Source organism: Rhodanobacter sp. GW835-FHT13D09 (assembly GCF_058793995.1).
On the sequence record NZ_JBXAGL010000001.1, the window covers coordinates 420592 to 434824 of the forward strand.

The following is a 14233-nucleotide window of genomic DNA, read 5'->3' on the forward strand; positions in this document are numbered from 1 at the left end:
GAGTGTTTCTGTGTGTCCACACCCTGTTCTCTCTTCATTCCCCCCCCCCCCCCCCCCCCCCCCGGCCGCGCGCAAGGGTTGCCTCAACCCTTGCGGAACACCAGGTGGCCGCCTTCGGCAGCGACCTGGACGGTGTCGCCGGACTGGAAGCGTCCCTCGAGGATTTCCCTCGCCAGCGGGTTCTCCAACTGCTGCTGGATCGCCCGCTTCAGCGGCCGCGCCCCGTAGACCGGATCGAAGCCGACGTTGCCGAGCAGGGCCAGCGCGTCGTCGCTGACCGACATCTTCAGCTGGCGCTCGGCCAGGCGCTGCTCCAGGTAGGCCAGCTGGATGCGGGCGATCGCGCGGATCTGCGTCTTGTCCAGCGGGCGGAACACCACGATCTCGTCGAGCCGGTTGATGAACTCCGGGCGGAAGTGCGCCTGCACCACGCCGAGCACCGAGGCCTTCATCTGCATGTACTGCTCTTCGGCGTCGCCGTTGCCTTCGGCCGCGTCCTGGATCATCTGCGAACCGAGGTTCGAGGTCATCACGATCACCGTGTTGCGGAAGTCCACGGTACGGCCCTGGCCGTCGGTGAGGCGGCCGTCGTCGAGCACCTGCAGCAGGATGTTGAACACGTCCGGGTGCGCCTTCTCCACCTCGTCCAGCAGGATCACGCTGTACGGTCGGCGGCGCACCGCCTCGGTGAGGTAGCCGCCCTCCTCGTAGCCGACGTAGCCCGGCGGCGCGCCGACCAGCCGGCTCACCGAGTGCTTCTCCATGAACTCGCTCATGTCGATGCGCACCATCGCGTCGGTGGTGTCGAACATGAACTCGGCCAGCGCCTTGCACAGCTCGGTCTTGCCCACGCCGGTGGGGCCGAGGAACAGGAACGAGCCATTCGGCCGGTTCGGATCGGACAGCCCGGCACGCGAACGGCGGATCGCGTCGGACACCGCGTGCACCGCCTCCTCCTGGCCGACGACCCGCTTGTGCAGCTCCGTTTCCATGTGCAGCAGCTTGTCGCGCTCGCCTTCCAGCATCTTGCTGACCGGGATGCCGGTCCAACGGCTGACCACCTCGGCGATCTCCTCGGCGGTGACCTTGGTCTGCACCAGCTTGAAATCCTGCGTCTCGGCGGCCTGCGCCGCGGCCAGCTGCTTTTCCAGCGCCGGCAGCTTGCCGTACTGGATCTCGCTCATCTTGGCGTAATCCTGCCGGCGCTGGGCGGCGTCGAGTTCCTGCCGCGCCTGTTCGATCTGTTCCTTCACCCTGGTCGCGCCCTGCAGCGCGGCCTTCTCGGATTTCCAGATCTCGTTCAAGTCGGAGAACTCGCGCTCCAGCTTGCCGATGTCGGTTTCCAGGTCGGCCAGGCGCTGCTTCGACTCGCTGTCCTTCTCCTTCTTCAGCATCTCGCGCTGGATCTTCAGCTGGATCAGCCGGCGCTCCAGCCGGTCGAGCTCCTCCGGCTTGGAGTCGATCTCCATGCGGATGCGGCTGGCGGCCTCGTCCATCAGGTCGATCGCCTTGTCCGGCAGCTGGCGGTCGGCGATGTAGCGGTGCGACAGCGTGGCCGCGGCGACGATCGCCGGGTCGGTGATCTCCACCCCGTGGTGCACCGCGTAGCGCTCCTTCAGACCGCGCAGGATCGCGATGGTGTCCTCCACCGACGGCTCGCCCACGAACACCTTCTGGAAGCGGCGCTCCAGCGCTGCGTCCTTCTCGATGTACTTGCGGTACTCGTCCAGCGTGGTGGCGCCGATGCAGTGCAGCTCGCCGCGCGCCAGCGCCGGCTTCAACATGTTGCCGGCGTCCATCGCGCCTTCGGCCTTGCCGGCGCCGACCATGGTGTGCAGCTCGTCGATGAACAGGATGATCTGGCCTTCGTTCTTGGCCAGGTCGTTCAGCACCGCCTTCAGGCGCTCCTCGAATTCGCCGCGGAACTTCGCGCCGGCGATCAGCGCGCCCATGTCCAGCGCCAGCACGCGGCGGTCGCGCAAGCCCTCGGGCACCTCGCCCTTGATGATGCGCTGGGCCAGGCCCTCGACGATCGCGGTCTTGCCCACGCCAGGCTCCCCGATCAGCACCGGGTTGTTCTTGGTCCGCCGCTGCAGCACCTGGATGGTGCGGCGGATCTCCTCGTCGCGGCCGATCACCGGATCGAGCTTGCCCGACTCGGCGCGCGCGGTGAGGTCGATGCAGTATTTCTCCAGCGCCTGGCGCTGCTCCTCGGCGTTCTCGCTCTGCACCTTCTCGCCGCCGCGCAGTTTCTCGATCGCCGCCTCAAGGTTCGCCTTGGTCGCGCCCGCCGCCTTCAGCGCCGCGCCCAGTTCGCCCTTGTCCTCCAGCGCCGCCAGCACGAACAGCTCGCTGGCGATGAACTGGTCGCCGCGCTGCTGCGCCAGCTTGTCGGTGAGGTTGAGCAGCCGGTTGAGGTCGTTGCCCAGGTTGATGTTGCCTTCCTGTCCGCTGACCTTCGGCAGGCGCTCCAGCAGGTCGTTGACACGCTGGGTCAGCAGCGGCACGTTGACCTGGGCCTGGGTCAGCAGCGGCGCGGTCGAGCCGCCCTGCTGGCCGAGCAGCGCCGCCATCAGGTGCACCGGTTCGAGCATGTTGTGGTCGCGCCCCACGGCCAGTGACTGCGCGTCGGCCAGCGCCTGCTGGAAGCGCGAGGTGAGTTTGTCCATCCGCATGAGTAATCCCCCGCAAGAGGTGAAAGGTTCTGGCGGACGATGCCGCCACTGTCCGGCTAAATGCGGACAACGGGGAGCGATTCAAGCAAACGGCGTGACGACGCCGCGTCAAGGGCCGGCCGTGGCTCAGCCGTCGGCCAGCCAGACCAGGCTGGCGAAGCGGCCGCTGCGGGCACCGTCGCGGCGGTAGGAGTAGAAGCGCGCATCGGCCAGCGTGTCGAAACCGCCGCCATGGATGCGCTGGATGCCGGCCGCCTGCAGCCGGCGCCGTGCCAGGGCGGCGAGGTCGCACAGCCAGTGTCCGGCACGGATGGCCGCGAAGCAGTTCGCGGCGCCGGCATCGGATGCCACGAAGGCGCTGCGCACCTCCTCGCCCACCTCGTAGGAAGCCGCGCCGATGCACGGTCCCAGCCAGGCCAGCAGCCGCGCCGGCGGGGTTTCCAGCTGGGTCAGGGTGGCCTCCAGCACGCCGGCGGCCAGCCCGCGCCAACCCGCGTGGGCCGCGCCGATCTCGCTGCCGTCGGCGGCGCAGAACAGCACCGGCAGGCAGTCGGCGGTGAGGATCGACAGCACCGTACCGGGAATGTGCGACACCGCCGCGTCCGCCTGCGGCTCGTCCGCGCTGGGCAGCGGCCCCAGTTGGGCCACGCCGGTACCGTGCACCTGGCGCAGCCAGCGCGGCGCCGACGGCAGGCGCAGTGCCTGCTGCAGCGCGCTGCGGTTGGCTTCGACCACGTCGGCCGAATCGCCGCTGCGAAGCCCCAGGTTGAAACGGTCGAACGGCGGCGCCGAGATGCCCGGCCCCAGGCGGGTAGCGACTGCCGCGTGGACCCGCGACGGGGCCGGCCAGTCGGGGAAGATCCAGGTATCGGTCATTTTCCGGGAATCGGCAGTCGGGGTGGGGAGTCGGCAAGCATCGCATACCCGCCGCCCCGATTCCCGCCTCAGTAGTGGTCCAGACCGTGCTCGGCCAGGTCCGCGCGCAGCGCCTCGATCAGCGCCTGCTGGTCAGCCGGCCGCTTCGCTTCGAACGACAGCGCCTCGCCGGTGGCCGGGTGGACGAACGACAGCTTCTCGGCATGCAGCGCCTGCCGGCGGAAGCCACGCAGGGTGGCAGCCAGTTCCGCGGTGGCGCCCTTCGGCAGCTTCAGGCCACCGCCGTACAGCGGGTCGCCCACCAGCGGGTGGCCGATGTGCGCGAGGTGCACGCGGATCTGGTGGGTGCGGCCGGTTTCCAGCTGGCACTGCAGCAGGCTGTGGGCGCGGAAGCGTTCGCGCAGGCGGTAGTGGGTCACGGCGTGCTTGCCGTCTTCCTCGTCGCGCACCGCCTGGCGCAGGCGGTCGCCCATGCTGCGCCCGATCGGCGCGTCCACCGTGCCGCCGGCCGCCAGCGTGCCCAGCACCACCGCCTCGTACTGGCGCTCCACCTCGTGCCGCGACAGCAGGTCGACCAGCGCGGTGTACGTCGGCAGGGTACGCGCCACCACCATCAGGCCGGAGGTGTCCTTGTCCAGCCGGTGCACGATGCCCGCCCGCGGCAACTCGGCCAGCTTCGGATCGTGATGCAGCAAGGCGTTGAGCAGGGTGCCGGCGGGGTTGCCGGCGCCGGGGTGGACCACCAGCCCGGCCGGCTTGTCCAGCACCAGCAGGTGCCCGTCCTCGTGCACCACGGTCAGCGCGATGGCCTCCGGCGCGCTGGACACCTCGTTTTCCAGCTCCACCTGCAGGCGCACGCGCTCGCCGCCGCGCAGCAACTGTCGCGGTGGCGCCTGCACGCCGTCCAGGGTCACCGCGCCGGACTTGATCCAGCCGCTGAGCCGCGAACGCGAGTAGTCCGGGAACATCTCGGCCAAAGCCTGGTCGAACCTGCGTCCCGCCGCGCCCAGCGGGACTTCCGCCTCGTGCCGGACCGTGGTCATGCCGCCCACCGCGGCCGGCGGCCGGTTTCGGCTATCATGCCTTTTCGCTCAAACATCCGAATTCCTTCCTTATGCGCCCAACGATCGACCTGCCCAAGCTGCCGATGTCCCCGTTGCCTGTCCTGAAAATGCTTGTGGTGCTCATGCTCGCCGTGTCGATCGGTGCGTGCTCGATGTTCAAGTCGAAAGGCGACTCGATCGACACGATGCCGGTGGACGCGCTGTACAACAACGCGCACAACTCGCTGGAAAACGCCGACTACGCCGCCGCCACCAAGGCCTACCAGCGCCTGATCGCGCGCTTCCCTTCGGGTGATTACAACGAACAGGCGCAGCTCGAGCTGGCCTATTCGCAGTACAAGGACAACGAGCCGGATGATGCCCTGTCGACCGTGAACCGCTTCATCAAGACGTATCCGGCCAACAAGCACGTCGATTATGCCTATTACCTGCGCGGCCTGATCAACTTCGACCGCACCAGCACGTTCCTGGAGCGCTACATCCCCCGTTCCACCGTGAACGCGCGCCGCGACCAGGGCTACAACCTGCAGGCATTCGACGATTTCTCCGAGCTGTCGCGCCGCTTCCCGGACAGCGCCTACACGGCGGATGCGCGCCAGCGCATGATCTACCTGCGCAACGTGCTGGCCCAGTATGAAATCAACGTGGCTGAATTCTACCTGCGCAACAAGGCCTATATCGCCTCCGCCAACCGCGCGCAGTACGTGATCGAGCACTACCAGCAGTCTCCGCAGACCGGCGACGCGCTGGCCATCCTCACCCGCAACTACCTGGCTTTGGACCAGAAGACCCTGGCCGACCAGAGCCGCCAGGTGCTGGCGCTGAACTACCCGAACCACCCTTACCTGACCGATCCCAAGTGGCCGCACGCGCCCTCCACGCTGCGCAAGATGGTGCCGTTCTCGGGGCACCACTGAGTTTTACCGATCCATCCGACCACAGGAAAGCCGGCGCACACGCGCCGGCTTTTTCATGGGGATTTCGCAAACTCCGACCCTCGCCCGAAGGGGAAGGGACGAAGGTGGCATCGGGTGCGGCTTCGCTGATGCCGCTGCGCCTCTTCGCTTCGAGGTTCAATGCCAGCCGGAAGTAATCGGATAACGCCGTTCGCGGCCGAACGCACGGGTGGTCACCCTGGGTCCCGGCGCCGACTGGCGGCGCTTGAACTCGTTCAGCAGCACCAGCCGCACCACCCTGCGCACCACGTCGGCCGGGAAGCCCTGCGCCACGATCTCCGCCTGCGACTGCTCGCGCTCGATGAAGCGCTCGAGGATCGCGTCCAGCTCGTCGTACGGCGGCAGTGAATCCTGGTCGGTCTGATTGTCGCGCAACTCGGCCGACGGTGGGCGTTCGATCACTTCGGTCGGGATGGGGGTTTCGGGACGACTGGTCATCCCGATCTCGTTCCGCCAGCGCGCCAGCCGGTACACCGCGGTCTTGTAGACATCCTTCAGCGGCGCATAGGCGCCGCACATGTCGCCGTACAGCGTGGCGTAGCCCACCGCCATCTCGCTCTTGTTGCCGGTCGCCAGCAGCAGCAGGCGATGCTTGTTGGACAGCGCCATCAACATCGTGCCGCGGATGCGCGACTGCAGGTTTTCCTCGGTGGTGTCGGCGCTCTTGCCGGCAAACGCCGGGGTGAGCGCGTCGATGAAGGCCTGGTAGGTCGCCTCGATCGGGATCACGTGGTAGGCCACGCCCAGTCGCTCCGCCTGGGTGCGCGCGCCGTCCAGCGACAGCTGCGAGGTGTAGCGGGTGGGCATCATCACCGCGGTGACCCGCCCGGCGCCGAGCGCATCGACCGCCAGCGCCAGGGTCAGCGCCGAGTCGATGCCGCCGGACAACCCCAGCAACACGCCGCCGAAACCGTTCTTGTCGATGTAGTCGCGGGTGCCGCGCACCAGCGCGGCGTACAGCGTTGCCTCGGGCGTCGGGTCGGCGACGACCGGCCAGTCCTGCGCCGACAGCGTGCGCGTGGCCGGATCGAATTCGGCCCATAGCAGCGCATCGACAAAGGCCGGCGCACGCGCGGCGACCGTGCCGTCGCCGTTCACCAGCAGCGAGCCGCCGTCGTAGACCACCTCGTCCTGGCCACTGACCAGGTTGAGGTAGGCGAGCGCGCAACCGGTTTCGCGCGCCCGCGCCTGCAGCACTGCCTCGCGCCCGGCCTGTTTCGCGCCGTCCCACGGCGAGGCGTTGATCACCAGCAGCAGCTCCGCGCCCTCGGCCGCGGCCTGCGCGGCCGGCTCCGGCTGCCACACGTCCTCACAGATCAGAAACCCCACCCGCACCCCGTCGACCACTGCGGTGGCCGACTCGTGGCCGGGACGGAAATAGCGCTTGTCGTCGAATACGCCATAGTTCGGCAGCGCCTGCTTGTGCGCGGTGCACTCCACCCGGCCATCGCGCAGCAGGCTGGCCGCGTTGAACACCTCGCCTTCGCTGTGCGGATGGCCGACCAGCGCGGCGATGCCGCGGGTGGTCGTCGCCAGCGCGGCCAGCTCGCCGGCGCAGGCGGCCAGGAAGCTGGGCCGCAGCAGCAGGTCTTCCGGCGGGTAGCCGCTGAGGGTCAGCTCGGGGAACGCCACCAGCGCGGCGCCGCCGCTGCGCGCGCGTGCGATCAGTTCACCGGCCTTCGCGGCATTCGCCGCCACCGCACCGACCGGAAAATCGAACTGCGCAAGGGCGAGGCGTAGGGAGGACATACCGACGAATCCGTGTTCCGGGGTAGCTCCCTATGATACCCGAGGCGCCCATGCGCCCCGGGGCGTCAGCCTATACGCCGGACCAGCAACAGCGCCGCCAGCACCAGCATGAGGACGCCGACGCCCACGTCGAACAGCCGCCATGCCACGGGGCTGCGGAACACCGGCAGGAGCACGCGGGCGCCATAGCCCAGCGAAAGGAACCACAGCACGCTGGCCGCGGATGCGCCTGCGGCGAACGCCCAGCGGCCGTCGCCGCCGTACTGGGTGGACAGGCTGCCCAGCAGCACCACGGTGTCGAGGTACACGTGCGGGTTGAGCAGGGTGAAGCCCAGGCAGGCGAGCACCACGCGCCGGCGGCTCGCCGCGGCGGCGCTGGCCGGTTGCAGGCCGCTCTCACCGCGCCAGGCCCGCTGCAGTGCCAGTGCCGCGTAGGCGGCGAGGAACGTCGCGCCGGCGTAACGCAGCCATTGCAGCAGACCGGGATGCTGCTGCACCGCCAGGCCCATGCCCATCACGCCCAGCAGGATCAGGCAGAGGTCCGCCAGGATGCACACCAGCACCACGGCACCGACGTGGTTGCGCTGCAGCCCCTGCCGCAGCACGAAGGCATTCTGCGCGCCGATGGCGACGATCAGGGCCGCACCGCTGCCGAGCCCGGCCAGGCAAGCCGAAGTAGACATGTGGACGCCCTCGGTAAAGACGGCCACTCTGGCGCAAGTCCCTGCATCAGTAAAACTAAATATTCTCAAGCGTGTTCAGTTTTACTAATCTCTCGGGGAGCCGCCGTGGAAGCGTGCCGCGGGACGAAGCGGGATGGATGCCCCGCTCCGCCGGCCCGGCGCGCGGCGGGTGCGTTTCTCCAGACTGGCGGGTGTCCGATGAGCCTCCTCAATCCGCAACTCGCCGCTTTCGCTGCCGTGCTCGACGAGGGCAGCTTCGACGGGGCCGCCCGGCGGCTCTCGCTGACGCCATCGGCGATCTCGCAGCGGATCAAGGCGCTGGAGGATCGCCTGGGCCAGGTGCTGCTCCTGCGCCGCACGCCGTGCACGGCCACGCCCGCCGGCGAGCGGCTGTTGCGCAGCGTGCAGCAGATGCGACTGCTGGAAACCGAAACGCTGCAAGCCTTCCACGTGGAGCCGGCCAGCACCGGGCCGGCCGCCGTCGCGGTTGCCGTCAATGCCGATTCGCTCGCCACCTGGTTCGTGTCCGTGCTGGCGGACCTGCACGAACAGCACGGGATGCTGTTCGACGTGCGCGTGGAAGACCAGGACCATTCCGCCGACCTGCTGCGCGACGGCTCCGTGCTCGGCGCCGTCACCGCCGTCGCCCGACCGGTGCAGGGCTGCAGCGTGCAGAAGCTGGGCGTGATGCGCTACCTGCCGGTCGCTTCGCCCGCCTTCGTCGAGCGGCACTTCGCGCGCGGCGTCGACGCCGCCTCGCTGGGCCGGTCGCCGATGCTGGTGTTCAACCGCAAGGATGCGCTGCAATGGCGCTTCATCCACGGCGTGACGCGCGCCCGGCTGGCGCCGCCGATGCATTACCTGCCCTCCGCCACAGCCTTCGTGGAAGGCGCAACGCTCGGCATGGGCTGGGCGATGGCGCCGGAGAGCATGCTCGAGCAACCGTTCGCCGCGGGAACGCTCAAGGCGATCGCTCCCGGCCGCTGGCTGGACGTGCCGCTGTACTGGCAGCACTGGTCGATCCGTTCCGCCACGCTGTCGACGGTGACCGCGACGATGCTGCGCGCCGCCCGGCGGAGCCTGCGAAGCCCGCCGCGGGCTTGACCGCGGGGCTGCGGCGGCAAAGAAAAAGGGCCGCATCGCTGCGGCCCCCATCCAATCAGTCGTGCCGACCTGATTACTTTTTCATCAGCTTCGCCAGCGTCCTGCCCAGATCGGCCGGCGACTTCACCGTGGTGACGCCGGCCTTCTCCAGCGCGGCGAACTTCGCCGCGGCGGTACCCTTGCCGCCGGAGATGATCGCGCCGGCGTGGCCCATGCGCTTGCCAGCCGGGGCCGAGGCGCCGGCGATGAACGACACCACCGGCTTGGTCACGTACTCGCCGATGAACTCGGCCGCGTCTTCCTCGGCGCTGCCGCCGATCTCGCCAACCATGATGATGCCCTCGGTCTGCGGGTCGTCCTGGAAGAGCTTGAGACAGTCGATGAAGTTGAGGCCGTTGATCGGGTCGCCGCCGATGCCGATGCAGGTGGACTGGCCCAGGCCCTCGTTGGTGGTCTGGAACACGGCTTCATAGGTCAGCGTGCCGGAACGCGAGACGATGCCGACCTTGCCCGGCTGGTGGATATGGCCCGGCTGGATGCCGATCTTGCACTCGCCCGGGGTGATGATGCCGGGGCAGTTCGGCCCGATCAGGATGGTTTCCGGATGCTGCGCCAGCACGTTCTTCACGCGCAGCATGTCCAGCACCGGGATGCCCTCGGTGATCGCCACGATCACGCGGATGCCGGCGTCGACCGCCTCCAGGATCGAGTCGGCCGCGAACGGCGGCGGCACGAAGATCACCGACGCGTCGGCGCCGGTTTCCAGCACGGCTTCATCGACCGAGTTGAACACCGGCAGGCCGATGTGCTCGGAGCCGCCCTTGCCCGGGGTGACGCCGCCGACGACCTTGGTGCCGTAGTCGAGGCACTGCTGTGCGTGGAAGGTGCCCTGCTGGCCGGTGAAGCCCTGCACGATCACCTTGGTGTTTTTGTTGACGAGAACTGACATGACTTAGTAACTCCTCACTTCGCGGCTGCCACGGCTTTCTGCGCCGCGTCGTTGAGATCGTCCGCCGGCGTGATCGCCAGGCCGGAGTTGGCCAGCAGTTCGCGGCCCTGATCGACATTGGTGCCCTGCAGGCGCACCACCACGGGAATCTTCAGCCCGACTTCCTTCACCGCCGCGATGATGCCCTCGGCAATCAGGTCGCAACGGACGATGCCGCCGAAGATGTTGACCAGGATGCAGCGCACCTTGTCGGAGGACAGGATCAGCTTGAACGCCTCGGTGACGCGCTCCTTGGTGGCGCCGCCGCCCACGTCGAGGAAGTTGGCCGGCTCGCCGCCCGCCAGCTTGATCACGTCCATGGTGGCCATGGCCAGGCCGGCGCCGTTGACCATGCAGCCGATCGAGCCGTCCATCGTCACGTAGTTGAGGTTGTTCTGCACCGCGGCCGCCTCGGCGGCGTCTTCCTGGGTGAGGTCGCGCATCGCGGCCAGGTCGGGGTGGCGGAACTCGGCGTTGTCGTCGGAGTTCACCTTGCCGTCCAGCGCGGCAAGGTTGCCGTCGGCGAGGATCGCCAGCGGGTTCAGCTCGACCAGCGACAGATCCTTCTCGTTGAACAGCTTGTACAGGCCCAGCATGATCTTCGTCAGCTGGTTGACCTGTTTCGCGTTGAGGTCCATCGCGAAGCCGAGCTGGCGGCACTGGTAGGGCTGCAGACCTTCGACGAAGTCCACCACGATGGTGTGGATGTCCTCGGGGGTGTCCTTAGCCACCTGCTCGATGTCCACGCCGCCGTGCTTGGAGGCGATGAACGAGACGGCCCTGGAATCGCGGTCCACCAGCACCGACAGGTACAGCTCCTTGGCGATGTCGGTGGCATCGGTGACCAGCACCAGGTTCACCGGCAGTGCGCGGCCGGCCGACTGGTAGGTCTCCATGCGCGTGCCGAGCATGCCCTTGGCGGCAGCGCGGACGTCGTCAAAACTCCTGCAGAACTTCACGCCGCCGGCCTTGCCGCGGCCGCCGGCGTGGATCTGCGCCTTGACCATCCATTGCGTGCCGCCAAGCGCCTTGGCGGCATCGACGGCGGCGTCGGGGGAGTTGGCGATCTTGCCCGGAGGCACGGCAATGCCGTACTGCGCGAACAGTTCTTTGGCCTGGTATTCGTGGAAATTCATTCGATACCTCGAGCGAACGGGAAACGGGTGACGGCCGCACGCGGACACAGCAGCGTGGGTCAGGAAGTCGGACAGCCGATGAAAGCGCCGCCGGGGTGCATGCGCCTGCCACACAACCGGCAAAACCTGCGCAACATGGCCGCCCATTTTCGCGGAAGCGGACGCCGATGGAAAGTGTCGCCTGCCCGGCAGCCCGCACGGCGCGGTTTCATGCGCTTTCGACCGCCCCGCACGGGGCCGGCCGGCCCGTCTATACTCGCCGTGAACCGTCGGGGACGCTCCAAATCCATCCAATACAGGCGGCATGATGTCCAGCACACCCTCTCCAGCCAGCGCGCGCGCGGGTACCGCGGCGATCCGCCACGAGCTGTCGTTCCTCAATGCGTTCCGGTTGGTGCAGGCGCTGGTCTACGTCGGCCTGGCCTTCAGCCCCCCGGGCCTGGGCTGGCCGGTGCTGGCCATGCCCAACTTCGCCCGCGGCATGGCCATGCTGTACGTGGTATTCGCGCTGGTCATGCTGCTGTTCAACCGGCGCAGCATGCCGTACGCGCGGGTGGTGGTGGCCGCGAGCCTGGCCGTGGACATTACCGCCGCGGTGCTGGCGATCATCGCCATGCACGATGCGCGCATCGGCATCGCGATGATGCTGGCGGTGAACCTCAGTGCCGGCGCGCTGATCCTGCCGCTGCGGCTGTCCAGCTTCTTCGCCGCGCTGGCCACGCTGGGCGTGCTCGGGCATACCTTCTTCAGCAAGTCGGCCCAGAGCCCCGGCGACCGCGACCTGCTCGAGGCCGCGCTGTTCGGCCTCGCCTATTTCGCCACCACCACGCTGTGCCACGTGCTGGGCCGGCAGCTGCGCGCCACCGAGGCGCTGGCCGAGCAGCGCAGCACCGACCTGGCCAACCTGGCCCAGGTCAACGAGCTGATCATCCGCCGCATGAAAACCGGCGTGCTGCTGGTGGACGACGCCAACCGCATCCACCAGATCAACGAGTCGGCCTGGATGCTGCTGGGCAACCCCGGCGCCGACCAGCGCGACCTCGGCCAGCTCGCGCCGGAACTGTCGCGCCGGCTGTACCACTGGATGACCTCGGGCAAGCTGGACGAGACCGCCACCCAGCTTGCCGACGGCGTGCCCGAGGTGGTGCCGCGCTTCACCCGGCTGGCGCCGAACGACGACTCGCACGTGTTGATCTTCCTCGACGACACCTCGCTGCTGTCGCGCCGCGCCGAGGAACTCACGCTGACCTCGCTGGGCCGGCTGTCCGCCTCGATCGCGCACGAGATCCGCAATCCGCTGGCGGCGATCCGCTACTCGGCGCAACTGCTCGCCGAGTCCCGCAGCATGGACGCCACCGACCAGCGCATGGTCGAGATCATCAACAACCACTGCATACGGCTCAACGAGATCATCGAGAACATCCTGCAGCTGTCGCGGCGCGAACGCTCGCGCCCGGAGACGCTTGATCTCGGCCACTGGGCGAATAACTTCGTCGAGGAATACCGGCAGGGCAACGACCTTGGCGCCGACTCGCTGCGCGCGATCGCCAGCAGTGGCAGCCCGGTGGCCGCGGTGGCCGATCCGCAGCAGTTGCAGCAGGTGGTGTGGAACCTGGTGCAGAACGCGCTGCGCTACGGCCGCCTGCCCGGCGAACCGGCGCGGGTGATGGTGGTCAGCCGCCAGGGCGAGCACGGCGTGCCGATCCTGGAGGTGATCGACCGCGGCCCCGGCATCGCGCCGAAGGTGGCCGCGCAGATCTTCGAGCCGTTCTACACCACCCACGAGTACGGCACCGGCCTGGGCCTGTACCTGGCCCGGCAGATGAGCGAGGCCAACCAGGCCGCACTGGAGTACGTGCGCGTGGCCGGCGGCGGCAGCTGCTTCCGGCTGGTGCTGACGCCGCCGGCGCGCAGCCCGGCCGAGACCGCCGAGACCGCCGAAGCTGCCGCGCACTGAACGCCGGCGCTCAGGTCGAGCGCAGGATCAGGCTGACCGGCAGGGATTCCGAACTGGCCGGTTCGCCCTCGATCAGCGCCAGCACCTTGCGCGCCAGCAGCATGCCGCCTTCCTGCCAGTCCTGCCGCACCGAGCTCAACGGCGGCAGGAAGCTGGCGCCGAGCGGCATGTCGTCATAGCCCACCACCGACACGTCGGCCGGCACCGAGCGCCCCAGGTCCAGCGTGGCGCGGATCGCGCCCATCGCGAGCAGGTCGTTGCAGGCGAAGATCGCGTCGAAGCCGACCTTGCGCTGGTGCAGCGAGTGCACCGCATCCATGCCCGAGTCCACGGTGAACTCGTCGCGCCGCATCAGCAGCGGCTTGATCCCGCGCACCGCCAGCGCATCGATGAAGCCGTTCAAGCGTTCGAAGATTTCCGGGTGGCTGGGATTGCCGATGAACACCGGCCGGTGCCGGCCCAGCGCAATGAAGTGCCGTGCCACCATCGCGCCACCGAGGCGGTTGTCGCTGCCCACCACCACGTGCGTGTCGCTGGCTGACTGCGCGCCCCACACCACCATCGGCAGGCTCAGCTTGTCGAACCGGCGCACCGCGTCCTGGTGCGCACCCTGGCCCAGCAGGATCAGCCCGTCCGCGGCCTGCACCGCCGCCGCGCTGGCGCCCTGGCGGGTGGTCAACAGCACGCTGTAGCCGGCCGCGGTCAGTTCCTGCGAAATGCCGCCCAGCAGCACCAGCGGATACGGGTCGAACATGGTGCGGTCGGTGGACGGCTTCATCTCCACGATCACCGCCACGGTATGGCTGCTGCGCAGGCGCAGATTGCGCGCGCTGATGTTGAGCTTGTAGCCGTGTTCGCGCGCCAGCGCCTGGATCCGCTCGCGGGTTTCCGGATTGACCAGCGGGCTGTCGCCCAGCGCCCGCGAGACGGTGATCTTGGATACCCCGGCCAGTTGCGCCAGGTCGGCCATGGTCGGGCCGCCCGACGCGTGCCTGCGCGTGCCCTTCTTGCTCAACTGTACGCTTCCCTGTTGATCTGGCCGAGC

At 68.6% G+C, this 14233-nt stretch carries 11 protein-coding genes; 3 read left to right on the plus strand and 8 right to left on the minus strand.

All coding sequences use genetic code 11. From position 1 onward, the window contains the following. Nucleotides 1-83: 83 nt before the first annotated feature. The 3 genes from clpB to rluD all read right to left on the minus strand — a co-directional run bounded on the left by clpB (nucleotide 84) and on the right by rluD (nucleotide 4594). Nucleotides 84-2675, minus strand: a complete 2592-nt coding sequence (gene clpB, locus AC1Q5A_RS01995; RefSeq protein WP_492697739.1) for an ATP-dependent chaperone ClpB — start codon at nucleotides 2673-2675, stop codon at nucleotides 84-86. Nucleotides 2676-2801: 126 nt separating this feature from the next. Beyond that, on the minus strand, nucleotides 2802-3551 hold the full coding sequence (gene pgeF / locus AC1Q5A_RS02000; protein ID WP_492697741.1) for a peptidoglycan editing factor PgeF: 750 nt from the start codon (nucleotides 3549-3551) through the stop codon (nucleotides 2802-2804). Between the two features lie 68 nt (nucleotides 3552-3619). Beyond that, the gene (rluD, locus tag AC1Q5A_RS02005; protein ID WP_492697742.1) at nucleotides 3620-4594 is read right to left on the minus strand and encodes a 23S rRNA pseudouridine(1911/1915/1917) synthase RluD; all 975 of its coding nucleotides are present in this window, start codon (nucleotides 4592-4594) and stop codon (nucleotides 3620-3622) included. A gap of 71 nt (nucleotides 4595-4665) precedes the next feature. On the opposite strand from rluD, the gene AC1Q5A_RS02010 reads away from it, so the two are divergent. Then, the gene (locus AC1Q5A_RS02010) at nucleotides 4666-5532 is read left to right on the plus strand and encodes an outer membrane protein assembly factor BamD (RefSeq protein ID WP_492697744.1); all 867 of its coding nucleotides are present in this window, start codon (nucleotides 4666-4668) and stop codon (nucleotides 5530-5532) included. Between the two features lie 156 nt (nucleotides 5533-5688). On the opposite strand, the gene AC1Q5A_RS02015 is transcribed toward AC1Q5A_RS02010, so the two are convergent. Beyond that, nucleotides 5689-7320, minus strand: coding sequence for an NAD+ synthase (locus AC1Q5A_RS02015; RefSeq protein WP_492697746.1), 1632 nt, complete (start codon nucleotides 7318-7320; stop codon nucleotides 5689-5691). A gap of 65 nt (nucleotides 7321-7385) precedes the next feature. Next, nucleotides 7386-8003, minus strand: coding sequence for a LysE/ArgO family amino acid transporter (locus AC1Q5A_RS02020; protein ID WP_492697748.1), 618 nt, complete (start codon nucleotides 8001-8003; stop codon nucleotides 7386-7388). 198 nt (nucleotides 8004-8201) lie between these two features. Between AC1Q5A_RS02020 and AC1Q5A_RS02025 the strand changes: the two genes are divergently transcribed. After that, a complete protein-coding gene (locus tag AC1Q5A_RS02025) occupies nucleotides 8202-9107 on the plus strand; it encodes a LysR family transcriptional regulator ArgP (RefSeq protein ID WP_492697749.1) in 906 nt (301 codons plus the stop codon). A gap of 73 nt (nucleotides 9108-9180) precedes the next feature. Here AC1Q5A_RS02025 and sucD read toward each other — a convergent pair whose 3' ends face one another. Continuing rightward, nucleotides 9181-10056 (minus strand): succinate--CoA ligase subunit alpha, encoded by an 876-nt coding sequence (gene sucD, locus AC1Q5A_RS02030; RefSeq protein ID WP_492697750.1) that lies wholly within the window; start codon nucleotides 10054-10056, stop codon nucleotides 9181-9183. Between the two features lie 14 nt (nucleotides 10057-10070). Continuing rightward, entirely contained in the window at nucleotides 10071-11231 is a 1161-nt protein-coding gene (gene sucC, locus AC1Q5A_RS02035; RefSeq protein ID WP_492697751.1) for an ADP-forming succinate--CoA ligase subunit beta, read from the minus strand. A 307-nt stretch (nucleotides 11232-11538) separates the two neighbouring features. Between sucC and AC1Q5A_RS02040 the strand changes: the two genes are divergently transcribed. After that, nucleotides 11539-13188 carry a sensor histidine kinase gene (locus AC1Q5A_RS02040; protein WP_492697752.1) on the plus strand — a complete coding sequence of 550 codons (1650 nt, stop codon included), beginning with the start codon at nucleotides 11539-11541 and terminating at the stop codon, nucleotides 13186-13188. A gap of 10 nt (nucleotides 13189-13198) precedes the next feature. Here AC1Q5A_RS02040 and AC1Q5A_RS02045 read toward each other — a convergent pair whose 3' ends face one another. Continuing rightward, nucleotides 13199-14203: a LacI family DNA-binding transcriptional regulator gene (locus AC1Q5A_RS02045; RefSeq protein WP_492697753.1), complete on the minus strand. Its 1005-nt coding sequence runs from the start codon at nucleotides 14201-14203 to the stop codon at nucleotides 13199-13201. Between the last annotated feature and the right edge of the window lie 30 nt (nucleotides 14204-14233).

What these genes read in the sequence shown, in the direction of transcription:
- AC1Q5A_RS02010 (WP_492697744.1), top strand. Translation starts at nt 4,666, where the DNA reads ATGCGCCCAACGATCGACCTGCCCAAGCTGCCGATGTCCCCGTTGCCT.
- AC1Q5A_RS02020 (WP_492697748.1), bottom strand. Translation starts at nt 8,003, where the DNA reads ATGTCTACTTCGGCTTGCCTGGCCGGGCTCGGCAGCGGTGCGGCCCTG.
- clpB (WP_492697739.1), bottom strand. Translation starts at nt 2,675, where the DNA reads ATGCGGATGGACAAACTCACCTCGCGCTTCCAGCAGGCGCTGGCCGAC.
- AC1Q5A_RS02040 (WP_492697752.1), top strand. Translation starts at nt 11,539, where the DNA reads ATGTCCAGCACACCCTCTCCAGCCAGCGCGCGCGCGGGTACCGCGGCG.
- sucC (WP_492697751.1), bottom strand. Translation starts at nt 11,231, where the DNA reads ATGAATTTCCACGAATACCAGGCCAAAGAACTGTTCGCGCAGTACGGC.
- rluD (WP_492697742.1), bottom strand. Translation starts at nt 4,594, where the DNA reads ATGACCACGGTCCGGCACGAGGCGGAAGTCCCGCTGGGCGCGGCGGGA.
- AC1Q5A_RS02025 (WP_492697749.1), top strand. Translation starts at nt 8,202, where the DNA reads ATGAGCCTCCTCAATCCGCAACTCGCCGCTTTCGCTGCCGTGCTCGAC.
- sucD (WP_492697750.1), bottom strand. Translation starts at nt 10,056, where the DNA reads ATGTCAGTTCTCGTCAACAAAAACACCAAGGTGATCGTGCAGGGCTTC.
- AC1Q5A_RS02015 (WP_492697746.1), bottom strand. Translation starts at nt 7,320, where the DNA reads ATGTCCTCCCTACGCCTCGCCCTTGCGCAGTTCGATTTTCCGGTCGGT.
- pgeF (WP_492697741.1), bottom strand. Translation starts at nt 3,551, where the DNA reads ATGACCGATACCTGGATCTTCCCCGACTGGCCGGCCCCGTCGCGGGTC.